The following is a 19,357-nucleotide window of genomic DNA, read 5'->3' on the forward strand; positions in this document are numbered from 1 at the left end:
AGCGATGGAGATGGCGGCAACGTTGAAACGGTGCCGCCAGTTCTTAACTATTTGTTTTTACATATTTTATTCGTGTTCATCCTGCAACTGAACCCGCACGGGCCACGCAACCACGATAACTGCCAGGCTATTTTATATATGATATTGCAAATCGTATATTATCGTGCGATGGAGATATCATTCTGATGCCAGAACCTTCTGTACCGCGTGCCAGAAGGATACCTTTTCACATACCGGAACAGACACTCATGTCATTTCATGACACGTTCGCTCCCGCGTTTTCATCCCGGTCTCCCTTACGTCAGGCTGTTATCGAGGCAATCCGCAAACCGGAAGCCGAATGTGTTGCGGCACTGACATCCGCAGCAACCCTTGACCCCACTGAAAACGGGCGGACTGACGTCCTGGCGACCCGTCTGGCGGATGGCCTGCGCGCCGGACGCAGTCCTGGTCTTGTGGAAACGCTGGTGCAGGAATTTGCCCTGTCCTCAGCCGAAGGCGTGGCCCTGATGTGTCTGGCCGAAGCACTGCTGCGCATTCCCGACATGGCCACACGTGATGCACTGATTGAAGACAAGATCGGCGATGGCGACTGGCTGGCACATATGTCACGTGACCGGCCGCTTTTTGCCAATGCCGCCGCGTGGGGACTGGCGCTGACGGGGACGATCGTTGCCCGGCATGACGAAAACAACCTGAAATCCGCCCTGCTGGGATTTGTCTCCCGCGGTACGAAGCCTGTCATCCGCAAGGCGGTCGATGCTGCGATGCGGCTTATGGGTGAGCAGTTCGTACTGGGCGAGACGATCGAACTGGCCCGTGACAACAGTGCAAAGCTGGAAGCAGCCGGTTTTTCCTATTCCTATGACATGCTGGGCGAAGCCGCCTTTACCGCGCCTGATGCCAACCGTTACCGGCAGGACTACCTTCACGCCATCCACGCCATCGGGCGCAGCGCCCGTGGCGCCAACGTATATGAACGCCCTGGCATTTCCATCAAGCTCTCGGCTCTGCATCCCCGTTATGCCCGTGCCCAGCGTAAACGGGTCATGACCGAACTGCTGCCCGTAGTGCAGGAACTGACCCTGCTGGCACGCAGTTACGATATCGGCATCAATATCGACGCGGAAGAAAGTGAACGGCTTGACCTGTCACTCGACCTGCTGGAAATACTGTGCCACACGCCGGGCCTGGAAGGCTGGAACGGCATCGGTTTTGTTGTACAGGCCTACGGCAAACGTTGTCCCTATGTGCTGGATTACATAATTGATCTGGCGCGCCGCAGCAACCGTCGCCTGATGATCCGCCTTGTAAAAGGGGCGTATTGGGATAGCGAGATCAAGAAAGCACAGGTTGACGGGCTTCCTGACTTTCCCGTCTATACCCGCAAATGCCATACCGATATCAGCTACATTGCCTGCGCACGCAAGCTGCTGGCGGCACGCGATGTGATCTTTCCCCAGTTTGCCACGCATAATGCCCGCACGCTGGCGACCATCCACACGCTGGCTGGTGAACCGTTTGACGTGGGATCGTATGAATTCCAGTGCCTGCACGGCATGGGGGAAGCGCTATATACACAAGTGGTCGGGCGAGATGGGCTCAATCGCCCGACCCGTATCTATGCCCCGGTTGGCACGCATGAAACCCTGCTGGCCTATCTGGTGCGGCGGTTGCTGGAAAATGGTGCAAACTCATCTTTCGTAAACCAGATCGGCGATGAAGCCATTCCGGTTGCGAAGCTGGTAGAAGACCCATTGGTCGTCGCACGCGGCTTTGTCCCTTATGGCGCACCCCACCCTGAAATACGCAGGCCGTGTGATCTGTTCGGCACGAAACGCCGCAATTCAGCAGGTCTGGATCTGGCTGATGACCGGGTCCTGTCCGAACTGGCGGCCGGGCTAGAAAAAGCCCCGGAAAGCTGGACAGCCGTTCCCCTTGTTGCCGGTGCGCAGCATGATGGCATGGCCATGCCCGTAACCAACCCCGCCGATCATCGCGATCAGGTCGGGACAGTCGTCGCTGCGACACCGGAGATTGTCAGACAGGCGATAACGGGGGCAGGGGCCGCGTGTGCCGACTGGGCCAGTACGCCGCCTGCAACCCGTGCCGCCATTCTGGAAAGAGCATCCAGCCTGCTGGAATCCCGTCAGAATGAACTGCTGGCCCTACTGTCACGGGAAGCCGGGAAATCCCTGCCAAACGGCGTTGCCGAAGTGCGTGAAGCCGTGGACTTCCTGCGCTATTATGCCGCCACCATCCGCAGGGATTTTGATAACGCCACGCATGTCCCTCTTGGCACGGTGGCGTGTATCAGCCCGTGGAACTTCCCGCTTGCCATTTTTCTGGGCCAGATTGCGGCAGCACTTGCGGCTGGTAACGTGGTTGTGGCCAAACCGGCGGAGGAAACTCCACTGGTTGCGGCCCTGGCCATAGGAATACTGCACGAAGCCGGGATTCCCGAAAACGTTGTGCAACTGCTGACCGGAGCAGGGGATATTGGCGCATTACTGGTGGGGGATGACCGGATCGCGGGCGTCATGTTCACCGGTTCCACCACCGTGGCGCAGGGTATCAACCGCCAGCTTGCGACACGACGCACGCATACCGGCCAGCCTGTACCGCTTATTGCGGAAACAGGGGGGCAGAACGCCATGATTGTTGATTCATCGGCATTGGCCGAACAGGTGGTGGCGGATGTCGTGGCATCGGCTTTTGACAGTGCCGGGCAACGTTGCTCCGCCCTGCGGCTGCTATGCTTACAGGAAGATTGTGCGGATCATGTCCTGACCATGCTACGCGGCGCCATGCGGGAACTGGGCATGGGCAATCCCGCCCTGCTTTCCACCGATGTCGGCCCGGTCATTACGGTAGGGGCGGCACAGGACATTACCCGGCATATCGACGCTTTTCGTCACAAAAACGCACCGGTCTTTGCTCCCCCCTTGCCGAAGGCCTGTGCAGGTGGCAGCTTTGTTCCTCCCACCCTGATCGAAATCCTGAACGTGCAGGACATGGGAAAGGAAGTGTTTGGCCCGGTCCTGCATGTATTGCGGTATTCCCGCCGCAATCTTGATCAGCTACTGGCTGACATCAATGCAACCGGGTATGGCCTGACATTTGGACTGCATACACGTATTGAATCCGCAGTGAAACATGTTCTCTCACGGGTGGATGCAGGCAATCTGTATGTAAACCGCAATACGATCGGGGCGGTGGTGGGTGTCCAGCCCTTTGGCGGGCGTGGCCTGTCGGGTACCGGCCCGAAAGCGGGCGGCCCGCTTATCCTGCGCAGGCTGCTGGCGCAGGCACCCGTTCTGCCGCTTCTGATACAGGGGCACACACCTGTAGCAATGTCCACATGGACAGACTGGCTGCGGGGACAGGGGGAAACGGCTGCGGTCAATACAGCCGTGACCCTGCGTGACAGACCCCTGACCGGTGGCACGTTGGCCCTGCCCGGCCCGGTCGGGGAAGAAAACCTTTATAACCTGACCGGTCGCGGCAATGTCCTATGCCTCGCAACCTGCACGGCGACGCTTTATGACCAGATATCCCTTGTGCTGGCCGGGGGAAATACCGCACTTGTACTGGGCAATGTCATGCCGCCTGCATGGTACGCCACGTTGCCTGATGCCGTGCGGGCAAGGGTCCGGCCTGTGGATAGCGCCACGGCGGAATCCTGTAGCATTATCCTGAGTGACAAGGATGATGCGGCCTTCGCCACCGCCCGACAGGCACTGTGTGACGAAAACCGGCCGATCGTTTCCGCATGGCTGACGGGGAGTGGGCTGCCCTGTGCTGAATGTATGCTGGAAGAACAGTCCGTGAGCATCAACACCACGGCCGCCGGTGGTAACGCCAGCCTGATGACGCTGGGCTGAACTGCTTCCTGTTCCTTTTCGGCCAGGTTATCGGGAACGATGTTTGATGGCTGACGTCTGGTCAGACCGTAGGGTCCTAGCTTGTCCATTACCATGCAGCGGTGACCGTTATGCTGGCAACCGGAAAGACTTCTGGCGGCACACCATAAACAGCGTGACCGGACATGAATAACGATGCGGGTTCTATCCTGAACAGGCGAGTTGGTGCCCCGATCCGCGAATACAGGGCTGCATTCTATCGCAGCCAGATTAACGCAACACCCCTGTCATGTGCCCGCCAAAGGGTGCCTGTCAGTCCAGTATGCGCCCGCGAATGACCTGCAGGGAAATATCGGCGGCCTCCAGAATATGCCGTTTTGTCAGGCGTGCAACTTCTTCCGCATCGCGACGGCGACAAGCCTGCATGATGGCCTCATGTTCGATATCCGTGACTTCCTTACGCCCTTTGATTTCAAGATGGCTGCGGATATAGCGGTTAAGCCGTATGTGCAGGTCATCAATCATTTCCAGCAGACGCGGGCGTTGGGCGGCGGCATAAATCGCGTTGTGGAAAGCACGGTTCAATTCGCCTGAATGATGTCTGCCCGTTGCCCGTGCCGCACCCTGCACAAAGGCATCATAGGCGTCCTCCACCCGCGCAAGATCAACGCGCGACATCCGGCTGACGGCATGACGGGCTGCCATTTCTTCCAACGAGGCACGGATTTCGGAATATTCGATAATATCCTGTTCCGACATGCCCGTAACCATGGCCCCCCGGTTGGGCATGAAGGTGACCAGCCCTTCAGCTTCCAGTTGCTTCAGTGCCTCCCGCACGGGGATGATGCTGGTGCCGAACCCCGCCGCCAATTCCGACTGTGGCAGGGGCTGGCCCGCAGGCAATATGCCTGACAGGATGGAATTACGTAGCGCCGCACTGACCATTACCGAGGCAGCCCCCCGTTTCTGCCCGCTGGCTGCATCGAAAATGGAATCTGGCAACATACGGTTTCTGTCCTTTCCTGAGGGAGGCATCACATTCCTCACCCGTATAAGCGTTTACAGGCTGCTATTGAATATCAGGTCATTAAAATAGTCTGGAAGGAAACAGGGCACGGTCTTATCAGTCATCTCTGGCCTGTTGTGAACAATCACCAGCAGAACATATGATGAAATGCAGATCATGACTAAAGAATTCAGCCTGATGGATTGCTGGACGGCAAACTCCATTTTTAAATTATCTTTTGATTTACAATGTATTTTTTTCGGCCCGCTGACGGTGGCCGCATCAGATTCAGCCCTGTGGTGCCGACCATCGTACGCTGGATGAAAGTACTTTCGTCAAGCATAATGGACCTGTCTGTGTGCTGCCACCACGGACAATAGTCCGTACAAGACGTTTTATAAACGTTTGAAAAGCTGGGAGGACGGGGGGCTCTGCCCCGATCATGGAAGACCTGCCGACCGGGAATGCTGTACCAGAAACGGTCATGATTGGCACGACCTCGCTGGAGGGACGCCGTTCGGCTGATCCGTCGCACCAGAGGCCGCATGAACATGAAGCTTTATGCATGACGGGCAGGGATGGACGTCCACCCGGTTCCTTCATGACCACTGGCCATATCAGCAACCACGCTGGCCGGTATCACTTTGCCGGATGGTTTGTCCAAAGCAGCAATGAAGGCTGACAAAGCTGGCCATAACACAGACTGGTGCTGAGGGCCGGGATGCAAAAAGGCTCAAACCCTGCATTTCCAGACGTAAATCACGTATCAGCCCACCAGATATGAAAGCTGCCGATATAGACGATGGAACCGGAACAGGACCATATTCACATGCGTCACGGATATAGACATCTCGCCACATCCTATAATCGATGCCGGATAGCTTTTTTCCTGACCACATGTCTCGCTGTTAATGCCCTGTTCTGGCAATATGTCCCGCGTCTGGCATTGCTTCGGCAGAAAATGTGGTCGAGGATTTAAAAACGTGCACTCGGTGCCCTATGTATGGAACCGGAGCCATGTAAAGACGCTGCCCCAGAAGCCCATTTCCCGGCATATTCAATGCCGGGAAATTCGTTGTCCTTGTTCCGCGTCAATGCATCTTTTCTGGTTAGAAATCAGCTTTCACACTGCCGAAGAACTGACGCGGCGCACCAAGCAGGATAGACTGGTTCTGCCCCTTCGGATCGCTCATCAGGAAACCATTCTGGCCAACAGTCGATGCGTATTTCGTATCAGTAAGGTTGTAGATGTTGAAGGCAAAGGTCACGTTATGCATGAAAGACAGGTGCTTGTTATAATGGCCCATCTCACCCATTACGTAGCGCGCGCCAACATTGGTCAGCCAGTAGCTGGGTAGCTGGTAATCCCCTGTATAGGAATAGCTGCGCTGACCCATATACTGCGCATCGACATAGAACTCGGCATTGCGCCAGTTATAGGCCGCCCGTGCCTTATACATAAGGCGTGGGTAATCAACCACCTGTTTGCCGTGGGTTGCGTACGTGGTGCCGGAGGCATTCATGTCGCTATCGTATGTGGAATGATTGTAGCTGATGCTGTTTGTAATCGCCAGACCACGAACCGGGGTCAAGGTAACACCGGCATCAACGCCGTTCATGGTAACGCCACCCACGTTACGTACTTCGGACAACAGGCTGGATACTGTGCCGCCAGTCACGATCTGCTGCATGCGATTGCTGAAGTTGGTGCGGTAGGCATAGATCGATCCCTGCACCAGACGGTCATGGTAACGGTAGCCAACTGCGTAAGTCCAGGCCGTTTCCGGCCGGAGCGAGCTTTTGGCGTCATTAAATGCAGCCTGTGACACAGCCATGGGGGATGCCGTCAGGTTGTAGCCCGACTGGGAATAAGCATGCGCATTCTTTGAAATATCAAAGAACAGTTCATGATTGTGCAGGAAGGTCCAGTCCGCGCTGATATGCGGCATGAAGGCCTCTGCCGTTGTCAGGCTTTCCCCCCCGGTGATGGCGCTGACACCCGTAAACGGTTCATAATTGCCATCCTGACTGACGCGGGTCGTGTTAAGCATCGACTTGAAGCCGAAATGCAGCGCCAGATTGCGTACCGGATGGTACGTATCCGCGACAAATGCAGTAAATGTATTGGTATTATAAGTCTGGCCCCACAACTCGCGTCCACCTGACGGCAGGTTGCCATACTGGTCCCACATCTGCCCTTCCTTCGGGAAGGGGACGGCATAACCATATTCGTCCGAGACGTATTTGTTGTTTTCATACCAGACACCGCCGGTGATCTGGTGATGGGCGACGTTATAGCTCACGGATGACAGGATACCGTAACGGTGGTCTGTCGGCCGCTTGGTCTGTTCAAACAGTGGGTTACCGTTCAGACCAACCCGATTATTGGTACAATATGCTGCATCGGCGCTTGTACCAGTGGGATCGGCGATATAATAGTTCGAACCACATCCATAGGGGTTGGTATAGGTGCCGCGGGTCAATTCCTCATGTCCGTAGATGGTTGTTTTCCAACGGACGTGGTTCGTTAGCGCCAGGTCCGCCGTCAGCCCGCCAAAATAGTCATAGGACATGGAGGTGCTGTCATAATAGGACGAATCACGCGCATCATAGACATTTGAGGGCAGGCCATGACCTACAGCATAATTATAAGCATTCTGGTAACCATTGGGCGTGCCGATAAAGTTATCAAGCCCGGTGCCGTTATGCTGCATCCAGTAAGGCGAATAATCCTGATAGTTGGTCTGCTGCAGGTTATCCCAGTCAAAGAACGCGGTGATCTTGCTGTCCTGACCGATGGGCTGCACAATTTTGGCATTGACCTGCTGCATGAACTGGTCGCTGCCGCCTTTCCATTTTCCAGTTTCATTACGCATGTAGGACGCGTAGAATTTGGTGCCCGTCTTGTTCAGCACGCCGCTGTCGAAACGGAAGAATGTATGGTACATCTTGTTGCTGCCGAAAGTCTGGGCCGCCTGGCCACCCATGCGGTCTTTCGGGTCGCTACTGACATAATTGATGGAGCCACCAAGGTTATTGGTGCTGGCGGCCCCTTCCGCGCCAGCGCTCTGGGTTACATCCAGTCGCTCGACGTTTTCAGATGAGATCGCCTGTACGGGGTTAAGGCCGTTATAGGCGCGATAGACCGGTTCCCCCAATGGGATGCCATCCATGGTCATGCCGATTTCGTTCTGGGCAAAACCATGCATGTACAGGTTGACGGAATAGGTATCCACACCCTGCGGGTCATCCGACTGAAACACGACGCCCGGGGTCTGGGCCAGCGCCTTGAGCGGGTTGGTGCCTGGCACCATGGTGCGCAGCACCTGTTGCCCCATGCTGATCTGGGTGCCACGTGCGCGCCTGCGTATCCCGACGGCGTTCAGCGTTTCAACCTTTGGGGTCGGAGGGACAGACTGGGTCGCGGCAGCCGTATGTACGGGTTTCGCGGTGGTACGAACAGTTTTTCCGCTACTGACAGGCGCTGCCCATCCAGGTTCCGAAAACGCAGAAATAAAAGCTGTCGTAACGAGAAGGGAGCAAAAAAATTGAGATCTTATCATTTTTTTCTCACGTCGAATGCGGAACAGATATTGGCCCTAGCGCGAAGAAATACCCATAAGAAATGTGTACCCACGAACGTTTTTGTTTCTGTTGATTTGTTGTTTTATACTGTTTCTCATGAACCATAATTTCGTTATCGATCCTATTTTTTGAAACGATGAACTGTCAAACGTTCAAACCCCGCTGAATGATGAACGGTTTTGGGTATGGCAAAATTACAACACAATTTTTATTAACATTCATCGTTTGCAATACATGCCGTTTCGAGATCAGGTTGCGACTGAACTCAATCGAGTAAATTTGGCAGGAATAAAAGCAAAAATTTCTACGTTACTATAAATTGGTAACGTAAATATCCTTATGGCGCCAACGCCAATTTCTACATTTTATAATGCCAGATATCGAACCCAAGGCGAATGAGCCGAAGCCGACTGGCTGTACGTAACCAACAGCACATGTCCCAAGCATAAGGTGGAATGACGCGGGGCAGGCAAGCCGCCATCTAACGCAGGAAACTATTTTTGGAACATTTTCAAAACAAAAAAAAGCCGTATAATGTATATAATATACATTATACGGCCTGTCTGAATACATAGAACAGAAAATGGTAAAATTAATATTTTATATATTATAATATCAAATATTAATTCCACGCTGAAGAACAGGTTCGATTTTTGTAAAATTCTTCAGATCAGCCAGAACACGAGGTGTTTCAGGGGATGCTAGAGCAGCCTGAAGGGCGCTTTCATCCTTGAACTGACATTCACAGATTGCAACCGTCCCGTTGGTGGTGTCAGTCGGGAAAAAGGCCGTAGCGGATTTCAGACCAATGCTGCTCCATGCTTCCATAACCAGTGGCATATGATGCGTCACATAATAGTCGCGATCGAACCATGCGTCAGATTTTCCAGGGTAGGTAACGTACATTGTAGTCATGATTTTTCCCAAAAAGTCATCAATCTGGTGCGCCGCCACCTCTGGCGGGGCCATGCCCGCCAGAAATATGCCGCACATTCATATGCTGTAGCTCATTAATCAGGAAAACAAAACAACCGTTCAATAATAAATCACCTACATCACGAAGTGGTGAATAAATAAAATTATTGATACAGACCTCTATATATGCCGGATAAAATCGTGTTTCAAGAATTTGTGGTTATAGTTTCTTAAAAGTAATTATAAAATATGTACAGGTGATATGTGACGCACCTGCACATGTATATCATATCATTATTTCATAGATTGGATAACACGCGTTCCAGTTCTTCTATCAGACGGGAGGCATCATTTTCAGAGAAAACCAGCGGTGGTCGGATTTTCAGAATATTGGCATAAAACCCAGTAGCGGAAATCAGGACCCGACGTTCGCGCAGACCATTTACGATGGCAGACGCCAGTGCCGCATCCGGCTGTTTGCCAACTGGATCCTTTACCATCTCAACGCCGATATACAGTCCGGCACCCCGTATATCGCCCATTTGCGGGTAACGTGTCTGAAGTTCCCGCAATCCCTTGCGCAGAAAGACACCTACCCGCTGCGCGTTTTCGATAAGCTGTTCATCGCGGATCACATCAAGGGTTGCCTGTGCTGCCGCAATCGCAACCGAATTTCCGCCAAATGTATTGAAATAGCGCATATCGCCGCCAAATTTTGCGACAATTTCTGGACGGACGGCAATAGCAGCGACAGGAAAACCATTTCCCATCGGCTTGCCCATGGATACAATATCCGGATCTACACCATGACGCTGATAGCCCCATAATTTGTCCCCGGTACGACCAAAACCAGATTGTACTTCATCAGCGATGAACACCCCACCAGCTTCACGCACGACTTCCGCAACGGGTGCCAGCAGATCGGTCGGGAAGGCATAGATTCCATCGGACGAAAAAATGGAATCCGCGATGAAAGCGGCAAGTCCGTTACCATGTCGTTCCAGATCATGGATCTGTGCACGCACGCAGTCGGCAAACCATGCCCCCATATCCTTGCTGGGCAGGCGATAGGAATCCGGTGCGGGTATGCGCCGAACCCACGTTCCCAATGGGGAACGCGCACCAAGGGATGGAGACAGCCCGGCCGTCAGGTACGAATTGCCATGATAGGCTTCGGATGTGATGATGATGCCATTCCTGCCGGTATGATGCTGCGCAATCCGTAAGGCCAGATCATTGGCTTCCGATCCGGTACAGGTATACATCATGTGACCGGACATCCCGAGTTGCCCGCCAAATGTACTCAGGATTTCATCGGAATAACGTAAAATGCCATCCTGCACGTAACGGGTATGCGTACATAATGTATGGGCCTGCCTGCAGATGGCGTCAGCAACGCGCGGATGGGCATGACCAACCGAGACCACATTATTATAGGCATCAAGATATTCCTGCCCGTCGCGATCATACAGATGTACGCCGGCCCCTCTGCTCACCTGGACAGGGTTCTGGTAAAACAGGCGATAGGCCGGACCAAGCAGACGGAGACGCTTTTTAACGGAATCCTGCATCACTGGATCAAGTGATGCCATATTATCCGGGCTGAAGGCATTGACCATGGTGGCATGTTTGGGGGGCATTGTCATTTACGGGACACCTTTTGATGGGATTTACTGATGAAAACCTGAAATGAACGACCGTGAGACTTCATCCGGACTACGCATGAGAAACCAGTCAAGCTGTGCCCAGCCCTGATGGGTATTTCGCAGGATATAGGTTTCGTTATCGGGGAAAAGACGGGCACGCCATAACGTAATCAGGGTACGCGCGACGATACGCCCCATGACCAGATGGGGAAGTAGCCACATTTCCGCCTGGGTCAGATCCGCGATACGCAGATAGCCACGCAGAAGGTCATATCCATACCGGAAGATATTGTCACGGACGGGATCATCAATGCGGGAAGGCAACTGATTAAGCAGCGCTGTCGAAACATCTATGGCAATGGCCGTATAGACGGCATCACCAAAATCGATAACGCCCGTGACAAATTTTTCGGCGTTATGATCGACAATGATATTGGACCGGCTGAAATCATTATGCACGACCTGCATCCGCAACTGGTTAATTTCCGGCTGCATTTCAAGGAAGCGCGTCATCGCACCCGATAGTGCCAAGCGTTGGCTGTCATTGGTTATTTCGTTTAGCAGCGGCTGCAGCAGCGCAAGATTGCGGACATCCCATAATACGGTCCGATTACAGCCCGGATGCGTAAAATCTGCCATTGCCAGACGCAGGGCCGCCTCCAGTTCCCCCACTTTTTCGCGTTCGGTGCCGTTCGTATCCGTGCTGTCGAGTGGTCTTCCAGCCAGATAGGACATAAGCCGCATACGCCGGGTCTGTCCTGCCGCATCGATAACGACCGGCAGGGACTGACCATCATGATTGGGAATAACGCGCGGGACCGGTAATGTCGGGGCGTTGAATGCCAGGTGTTCAAGCAGCGCAACCTGTGCTGCAATTTCTTCTTCCGGTTCAGCCGGATTGGCAATCTTGAGAATGTAATGACGGTCATCCGACGCCGTGAGGCGGAATGTGTCGTCCTTTTCCGTTGAAAGCCGCTCGGCCGTTCCCTGTATGCCATAATGGGAAAGACCAATCTGTCCAGCTTCCGTTTCGGGCATCCTTACGAAATCGGCTGCCAGATCCCCCATAAGTGTGGGGGACGGATCATATGATCTGGAAGGAGCCATAAGTATCTTACCTGACCTTTGTCTTGAATAATTTTATTTCTTATCCGAATCGGACTATCCGGGCAGCATACGCATGCCTGTAGGTTGTCTACAATCTCCAATTTTAATTCCGTCGCATGAATGCACTGTCAAGCACCCCGGCAGGGTCTGATAACAATGAAAAACCATGAAAACGCCCATGACGGCCCGGAACCCTTTTGGAAATTCGATGTGATAGGTTTTCAAGACGGTTTGAGCGTGATTCAAACGCAGGATGTGGATACCAGCACAACGAGACCGTATGACCAGCATTACGCGCAGGACGAAACGCTATCCCTCTGATCTGACCGATGAGGAATGGGAGCGCATAGCCCCTCTGATTCTGCCTGCGCATCACCGTGGCGGGAAGCGGACAACCGATTTACGCGAGATCATCAATGCGCTGCGCTATCCTGTCCGCTCAGGGTACGGATGAGAAATGTTGCCGGTTCATTTTGGTCCATGGCAGACTGTCTATTGGTCGTTCCGCAGGCTGATGCGCCGTTTCGTGGCCGAAACCATCCATGATGTCTGCCTGATGCTCGATTGTGAAGCCACGGGACGCGAGGCCACTCCATCCGGTGGTTGTCATCGACAGCCAGGGCATCAAGGCCGTCCATGCAAAGGAACGGGGTTAGGACGCCGGCAGGAGAGTCGTTGGTCGCAAGCGGCACATTGCCGTCAATACGGATGGCCGCCTGCGGTTGATGGACAGGGCCGCCTTTCCTGACTTCACGGGCTGGATCATTCACCGGTTCGATACGGCAAAGGGGTTTGAAATCCTGCCGCGTCGATAGGTCGCTGAACGGACATTAGGCAGGATGATCCGCTGGCGCCAACTGGTGAGGATTACAAGCAACGTGTCGACGTGGCAGAGGCCATGATCCACATCGCCATGGGAAGCCTCCTGTTACGCCGAAATGCTCATCCATGAATTTCCAAAAAGTCTCTCAGGCAGCAGATGGTTTTTTTTCATAATCATCAATGAGTGCCCGACCTTCATCCAGAATATGTGCGCGTAGGGTCTGCTGGCTCAGGACTATGTCCTGTCGGGCAAAGGCATCGGCAATCGGCACATGCTGTGCAAGAAGTTCAGCAGAGGAGGGCAGGCGAAGGTTGGAGGAACTGATCAACATCTTGATCCGCATTTCCACACGTTCAAAATGTTCCACCAGCAGGCCGTGGTCCGACAGTTCGACAATCGTCTTGTGGAATGCAAAATCGCTGTTGCTGGTTGCCGCAAAGTCATCTCGGGCACAAGCATCCTCAAGCTTTTTCAACGCGTTCTGTAAACGTCGGTTTGCCGCAGGGGAAAAGCGCCGCATGGCCAGTTCGATCGCCAGGCATTCCAGTGAGGCCCGTAAAGTGAACAACTCCCATATATCCTTGTCAGAAAAGGCGATGACCTCCCAACTGGCATAGGGATGCTGTACGATAAGACCAGCAGTTGAAAGCTTGGTCAGTGCGGCCCGGACTGGTCCACGGGACAGACCCAGCTGTTCAGATAACGTCACTTCCGTAAGACGTGATCCCGGCTTGAAATGACCATTGATGATGGCCTGTTCAATCGCTGTCGTCGCCTGTGCCTCCAGACTTTGCCGCCCGATTTTTTTTAGTCCCGCCACCAGATCCAGCCTTTCATGACGATCATGCTCAATGACTGACGCACAATGTATACACTCACGCAAACAATAGCGAGGGCAGGGAAGACCGTAACGGTTCTCGCCACTGCCAGCGGGTCGTCATCCCGATTCATTTTCGATCACGTTTCTGGACATGTGCCATACGCCTGAACATTACTTGCCGACAGCATTGGCACGCTCTTTTGTCCCAACTGGCTCTATGATTTGCGGCGCGTGCAGTCACTACTGGCATCATCATGTTTTCACTGCCTGACGCAAGCGGAGAGATATAAATGCGGGGAACGGTTCTGGTTACAGGTGCTACGGCAGGATTTGGATGGGCGATTGCCAAACGACTGGTGGCGGATGGTTACCGTGTTATTGCAACAGGCCGCCGTATTGAACGACTGAAGGAACTGCAGGCGGAACTCGGGACGAACCTTCTACCCATACAACTGGACGTTTCTGATGCGACTGCAGTCAAGGCATTGCCCGAGGCATTGCTGGCGGAATGGCGTGCGGTCGACATTCTGGTCAATAACGCGGGGCTGGCGCGAGGGCTGGAATGCGCACAGGATGCGGATCTGGAAAATTGGGATGAGATGATCCAGACCAATGTTACCGGACTTGTACACATGACGCGCACATTCCTGCCCGGCATGATAACCCGGAACAAAGGGCATGTCATTTCAATCGGCAGCACGGCCGGCCGGTATCCCTATCAGGGATCAAATGTGTATGGCGGCACGAAAGCATTCGTGGCGCAGTTTATGCGTAACCTGCGCTGTGACCTGCTGGGCACGCACATACGGGCAACCAATATTGCGCCCGGCCTGTGTGGTGGTAGTGAGTTCAGTAACGTACGCCTGCGGGACGATAAAAAAGCCGCTGCGGTTTATGAGGACACCTTTCCGCTGGTGCCGGATGATATTGCCGAGACCATAAGCTGGATTGTCAGCTTGCCTTCGCATGTAAATATCAATGAAATCGAAATGATGCCGGTCTGTCAGTCCGCTGGTGGCATGGCTGTCAGTCGTGGCATCGGCAAAAGCTGAATTTCTAAAAAACATTACAAACTGGGAAAAATTATCATGAATTACATTCATGACGGCAATGACAACCGTCACATTATCGAAGCAGACAGGAACCATGTCTGGCATCACCTGTCGCAGCATAAGCAGTATGAGACTGTTGATCCGCCAATTATGGTGGAAGGCAAGGGGCTGCGGCTATGGGATATCAAAGGACGGGAATATCTCGATGCTGTTTCCGGCGGTGTCTGGACAGTGAATGTGGGATATGGCCGGGTTTCCATTGCCGATGCTGTGCGCGACCAGTTGGTAAAGCTGAACTATTTCGCCGGATCGGCCGGTTCGGTGGGGGCTGCCCTGTTTTCTGAGCGTCTGATTGAAAAAATGCCCGGCATGAGCAGGGTTTACTATGCCAATTCAGGCTCTGAAGCGAACGAAAAGGTTTTCAAGATGGTGCACCAGATTTCGGCCCGCCATCATGGAGGGCGCAAATGGAAAATCCTGTTTCGGGAACGGGACTACCATGGCACGACATTAGGGACATTGGCAGCATGCGGACAGCCGCAACGCAGTGCGGATTACGGGCCATTTCCGCCCGGCTTTGTCGAAGTGCCTCATTGCCTGGAATATCGCAACCAGTATCCTGATGCCCCGGATTATGGCCTGGCGGCGGCAAATGCCATTGAAGAGGTGATCTTACGCGAAGATCCCGATACGATCGGGGCAATATGTCTGGAACCGATCACCGCGGGGGGAGGGGTCATAACCCCACCAGTCGGTTATTGGCCGCGCGTTCAGGAAATATGCAAGAAATACAATATTCTGCTTCATATTGATGAAGTTGTCTGCGGGATCGGTCGTACCGGCAGATGGTTTGGCTACCAGAATTACGATATCAAACCGGATTTTGTAACTGTAGCAAAGGGCGTGGCATCGGGATATGCTGCCATTTCCTGCATGATTACGACCGAGGCTGTATTCGACCTGTTCAAGGATAGTCCTGATGACCCACTGAATTATTTCCGGGATATTTCGACATTTGGTGGCTGCCTGTCCGGCCCCGTCGCCGCATTGGAAAATATGCGGATTATCGAGGACGAGGAACTGTTGGAAAATACGCGGGTGATGGGCGAACGCTTCATGACCGGCCTGAATGGACTGATGGCGAAGCATCCGGTCATTGGTGACGTGCGGGGTAAAGGGCTGTTCTGCGGTGCAGAACTGGTCAAGGACCGGATAACGAAGGAACCTATGGACGAGAAACTTGTCCAGGCCGTTGTAAAAAAATGCATGTCAGACGGTGTCATCATTGGCATGACAAACCGTTCATTACCGGGCATGAATAACACGTTATGCTTCAGTCCTGCGCTTAGCATCAATGATGATGAAACAAACCAGATCATCGATACGCTTGATAAGGCACTGACCTCTGTTTTTGGATAAGTGAATTTAAAATCGACATCTGAATATTTTAATTCTGTCAGGCGTCATAAGATTTTTTGCGCCTGATAGAGATGTTTAATGGATTTCCAGGGTTTGCGGTAATGTCGCTGTCTGTTTTTTTTATTGTGATGTTTGCCGCGCTGTTGCATGCGACATGGAACGCTATTGTCAAGAAAAACACCGACAAAATTCTTATAACCGTTCTGGTTACAAGTGGGGCTGCCATAATCTCTGCGCTGATCCTGCCATTTTTAAAACAGCCGCAGTCAGCCAGCTGGATATTTATACTTATATCCGCCATGCTGCAGATCATATATTATATATTGATCGCACGGGTTTATCATCTTGTTGATATGAGCCTGGGTTATCCCCTGATGCGGGGAAGTGCGCCCTTCATTGTTGCTATTCTAAGTGCTTCCCTGCTGGGTGAATCCCTTTCCCTTATGGCCTGGCTGGGTATTGGTGTCATCTGTCTGGGCATATTGAGCATGGCGCTGGATAATCATCATGAGGAAAATAAGGATGGATTAAGACTGATATTGTTTACCGCCATCATCATCGCGGCATATACGATGGTGGATGGCATAGGCGTTCGTCGGTCTGGCGCCCCGATTACTTACACCCTGTGGATTTTTCTGCTGACAGGTCTTCCCATGGGTATCGGTACGTTCTGTATGATGCCTGACAGATTTAAGGAATATATCCGTCATTACTGGATGCAGGGCCTGATTGGTGGCGGGGGAACGACCGCATCATATGGTCTGGCATTATGGGCGATGACGGTTGCACCCGTTGCCATGATTGCAGCATTGCGCGAGACATCCATTCTTTTTGGCTCTCTGATTTCATGGATATTCCTCAAAGAACCGGCGACATCACGCCGTGTGATGGGCGTATGTATCATTCTCGTCGGCGCCATGATGTTACGCATGTCCTGATTCTGATAACCAGAATATTGGGTTATCCTGGATGTTACCACATTCGCATAACAAGGTTTCTCAATATGCCATAAATAATATAGCCATATATGAGACCAAATTTATTGGTTCAATGTAACGTTATGCAATTTCTACACATAATTTTTCATTGGAAAAAGAACCTATTGCTTTTTTCTTCCACATAAAGAATGATTGCGGTTCATGTTGGGATTTTGCAAATATATATGCAAGGTTATGCATTGATGGCTGATGAAAACGACAATACGGCAGGACAACTTCGTGAACGACATGTTTCCATGATCGCGATCGGAGGCGTCATCGGGGCGGGCCTGTTCGTAGGTTCCTCTGCTGCCATTTCCCGTGCTGGTCCTGCTGTCCTGCTGGCCTATATCTTTGCTGGTATCCAGACCATGATGATTATGCGGATGCTGGGGGAAATGGTTCTGAACTCCCCCAGATCGGGGTCGTTCATTATTCAGATCCGTCGTGGCCTGGGTCCGCATGCCGCCTTTGTCGCAGGTTGGGCCTACTGGATATTATGGGCCATCATAGCAGGTACGGAAGTCATCGCAGGGGCTGGCCTGATTGAAAACTGGATTAGCCTGCCCAGAGTAGCAATAGAAGGTATCCTGATTGCGATCATGACAGCAAGCAACCTGTTTTCAGTTCGCGGGTATGGCGAATTTGAATACTGGCTATCCTTCATGAAAATCAGCGCAGTCTGTATTTTTATAACAGTCTGTGTTCTGTCCATTTTTGGACTTATCAATACCTTTCCCATTCAATCGGCCGTGACAGCACAGAATATGCTACCGCATGGTGTCCTGGCTGTCATTACCATCATTCCGACCATCATGATGTCCCTGACCGGATCGGAAATAGCGACTGTTGCTGCCCTTGAAACGCGCAATCCCAGTGTAAGTGTCGCGCGTGCTGCCAATTCCGTGCCAATCAAGATCCTGCTTTTTTATGTCATTTCAGTCGCGCTTATTTTATATATTTTGCCTGTAAATGATGTTCATAGCGGCTTTTCCCCGTTTCTGGCCACACTGACCCAATTACATATTCCTTATGCAACGACAGCGATGGCCTTTGTCATGTTCATTGCGGTCATGTCGTGCCTTAATTCAGCAATTTATGTGACATCCCGCGTGATGATGGAAATGGCGACTTTCGGTGATGCTCCGTTCTTTTTAGCCAAGCGGGGAAGCACGGGCGTTCCAACCGCGGCAATCATAATGGCAGCCGGAGTTGAAGCTATTGTGGCGCTATTTTCAACCTTGTCCCCGGGGGGCATTTTTACATTCCTGTTAAGTGCAAGCGGTGCTTTGATTTTATTTGATTATTTTTTAGCTGCCCTGGCGCAGATCAGACTACGTAAAAAAATGATCCGCCAGAACCAGACGCCAGACTGCCCCATGTGGCTGTTCCCGATCTTATCTTACCTGACGGCTGGATCCTTTCTGCTGGTTCTGGTTATTATGATGTTCGAAGCACAGACACGTTTTGAGATAGAATTCAGTTCTTTTATTGTCATCGTGATAACCAGTATTTCACTTTTTCGTAACAGATGTTCAGGTATAAAATCGAATGATGGGACTATTGTTCGACAGGAAGTTCATAAAAAATCCGGGATTGGATGAATATTCAATCTTCACCTGATGGATTCACAAAATCCCTTGGTTTTGAGTGGTTTTTTATGATTTCGTCTTTTTCGTCCCAATGGGAGAGAGCCAAATGCAGCAGCTGTTTTCTGACATTGATGCACGGCGCTCCCGTCTGACCGGACTGTGGATCTTGAGGTATTGCAGCCTGATCTGGAGAAGACTTCCTCTCATCCGGATCTGAGCAAAGGCAGTCATTCGCCGTTTAACGCCATACTGCTATTCCGCATTCTGGTAATCCGGTATCGGAATAACCTTCATGATAGGCGGACGGAATGTCTGATCAACAACCATCTGGCCTCCAGTCTGGGACTGTCTGGCTGTTTTGCTGATACCCGGCGCAAGACGGTGCTATTGTGCCTCCGCTGGAACGCTTCGAAGTTATTCTGGCTATACCCTGATATCCGGTCAAATACTGGACGCAACGCTAATCGCGGCCCCAAAACAGCACAATACCGCAGATGAGACCGTGTCGGTATGCGGGCCTGGCCGGATCTCGAAAGACTGACACGATGAGCC

12 protein-coding genes and 1 pseudogene are annotated in these 19,357 nt (G+C 52.4%); 7 read left to right on the plus strand and 6 right to left on the minus strand.

From position 1 onward, the window contains the following. The first annotated feature begins 248 nt into the window (after positions 1-248). A complete protein-coding gene (gene putA / locus ACE2AA_RS04380) occupies positions 249-3,884 on the plus strand; it encodes a bifunctional proline dehydrogenase/L-glutamate gamma-semialdehyde dehydrogenase PutA (protein ID WP_395371386.1) in 3,636 nt (1,211 codons plus the stop codon). A gap of 291 nt (positions 3,885-4,175) precedes the next feature. On the opposite strand, the gene ACE2AA_RS04385 is transcribed toward putA, so the two are convergent. The 5 genes from ACE2AA_RS04385 to ACE2AA_RS04405 form a co-directional block, all read right to left on the minus strand. After that, the gene (locus tag ACE2AA_RS04385) at positions 4,176-4,868 is read right to left on the minus strand and encodes a GntR family transcriptional regulator (RefSeq protein ID WP_395371387.1); all 693 of its coding nucleotides are present in this window, start codon (positions 4,866-4,868) and stop codon (positions 4,176-4,178) included. 1,110 nt (positions 4,869-5,978) lie between these two features. After that, positions 5,979-8,207 carry a TonB-dependent receptor domain-containing protein gene (locus ACE2AA_RS04390; protein ID WP_227002289.1) on the minus strand — a complete coding sequence of 743 codons (2,229 nt, stop codon included), beginning with the start codon at positions 8,205-8,207 and terminating at the stop codon, positions 5,979-5,981. A gap of 862 nt (positions 8,208-9,069) precedes the next feature. Next, the gene (locus ACE2AA_RS04395) at positions 9,070-9,423 is read right to left on the minus strand and encodes an EthD family reductase (protein WP_227000609.1); all 354 of its coding nucleotides are present in this window, start codon (positions 9,421-9,423) and stop codon (positions 9,070-9,072) included. 245 nt (positions 9,424-9,668) lie between these two features. Next, the gene (locus ACE2AA_RS04400) at positions 9,669-11,015 is read right to left on the minus strand and encodes an aspartate aminotransferase family protein (protein WP_395371390.1); all 1,347 of its coding nucleotides are present in this window, start codon (positions 11,013-11,015) and stop codon (positions 9,669-9,671) included. 24 nt (positions 11,016-11,039) lie between these two features. Beyond that, entirely contained in the window at positions 11,040-12,122 is a 1,083-nt protein-coding gene (locus ACE2AA_RS04405) for a phosphotransferase (RefSeq protein WP_395371392.1), read from the minus strand. A 156-nt stretch (positions 12,123-12,278) separates the two neighbouring features. Here ACE2AA_RS04405 and ACE2AA_RS04410 point away from each other — a divergent pair, with 156 nt between their 5' ends. Then, the gene (locus tag ACE2AA_RS04410) at positions 12,279-12,443 is read left to right on the plus strand and encodes a hypothetical protein (RefSeq protein WP_395372246.1); all 165 of its coding nucleotides are present in this window, start codon (positions 12,279-12,281) and stop codon (positions 12,441-12,443) included. After that, a pseudogene (locus tag ACE2AA_RS04415) lies at positions 12,376-13,074 on the plus strand (transposase). The gene ACE2AA_RS04410 and the pseudogene ACE2AA_RS04415 overlap by 68 nt, the downstream one beginning before the upstream one ends. A gap of 16 nt (positions 13,075-13,090) precedes the next feature. On the opposite strand, the gene ACE2AA_RS04420 reads toward ACE2AA_RS04415, so the two are convergent. Next, positions 13,091-13,765 carry a GntR family transcriptional regulator gene (locus ACE2AA_RS04420; protein WP_395371394.1) on the minus strand — a complete coding sequence of 225 codons (675 nt, stop codon included), beginning with the start codon at positions 13,763-13,765 and terminating at the stop codon, positions 13,091-13,093. 290 nt (positions 13,766-14,055) lie between these two features. Between ACE2AA_RS04420 and ACE2AA_RS04425 the strand changes: the two genes are divergently transcribed. The 4 genes from ACE2AA_RS04425 to ACE2AA_RS04440 all read left to right on the plus strand — a co-directional run bounded on the left by ACE2AA_RS04425 (position 14,056) and on the right by ACE2AA_RS04440 (position 18,817). Beyond that, positions 14,056-14,817 carry an SDR family NAD(P)-dependent oxidoreductase gene (locus ACE2AA_RS04425; RefSeq protein WP_395371396.1) on the plus strand — a complete coding sequence of 254 codons (762 nt, stop codon included), beginning with the start codon at positions 14,056-14,058 and terminating at the stop codon, positions 14,815-14,817. A gap of 36 nt (positions 14,818-14,853) precedes the next feature. Then, positions 14,854-16,236, plus strand: a complete 1,383-nt coding sequence (locus ACE2AA_RS04430) for an aspartate aminotransferase family protein (RefSeq protein WP_395371398.1) — start codon at positions 14,854-14,856, stop codon at positions 16,234-16,236. Between the two features lie 101 nt (positions 16,237-16,337). Next, a complete protein-coding gene (locus ACE2AA_RS04435; RefSeq protein ID WP_395371400.1) occupies positions 16,338-17,174 on the plus strand; it encodes a DMT family transporter in 837 nt (278 codons plus the stop codon). Positions 17,175-17,416: 242 nt separating this feature from the next. Further along, complete coding sequence (locus ACE2AA_RS04440) at positions 17,417-18,817, plus strand: amino acid permease (protein ID WP_395371402.1); 1,401 nt, start codon at positions 17,417-17,419, stop codon at positions 18,815-18,817. The last annotated feature ends 540 nt before the right edge of the window (positions 18,818-19,357 follow it).

The organism is Komagataeibacter diospyri (assembly GCF_043995075.1).
Lineage (GTDB): Bacteria > Pseudomonadota > Alphaproteobacteria > Acetobacterales > Acetobacteraceae > Komagataeibacter > Komagataeibacter diospyri.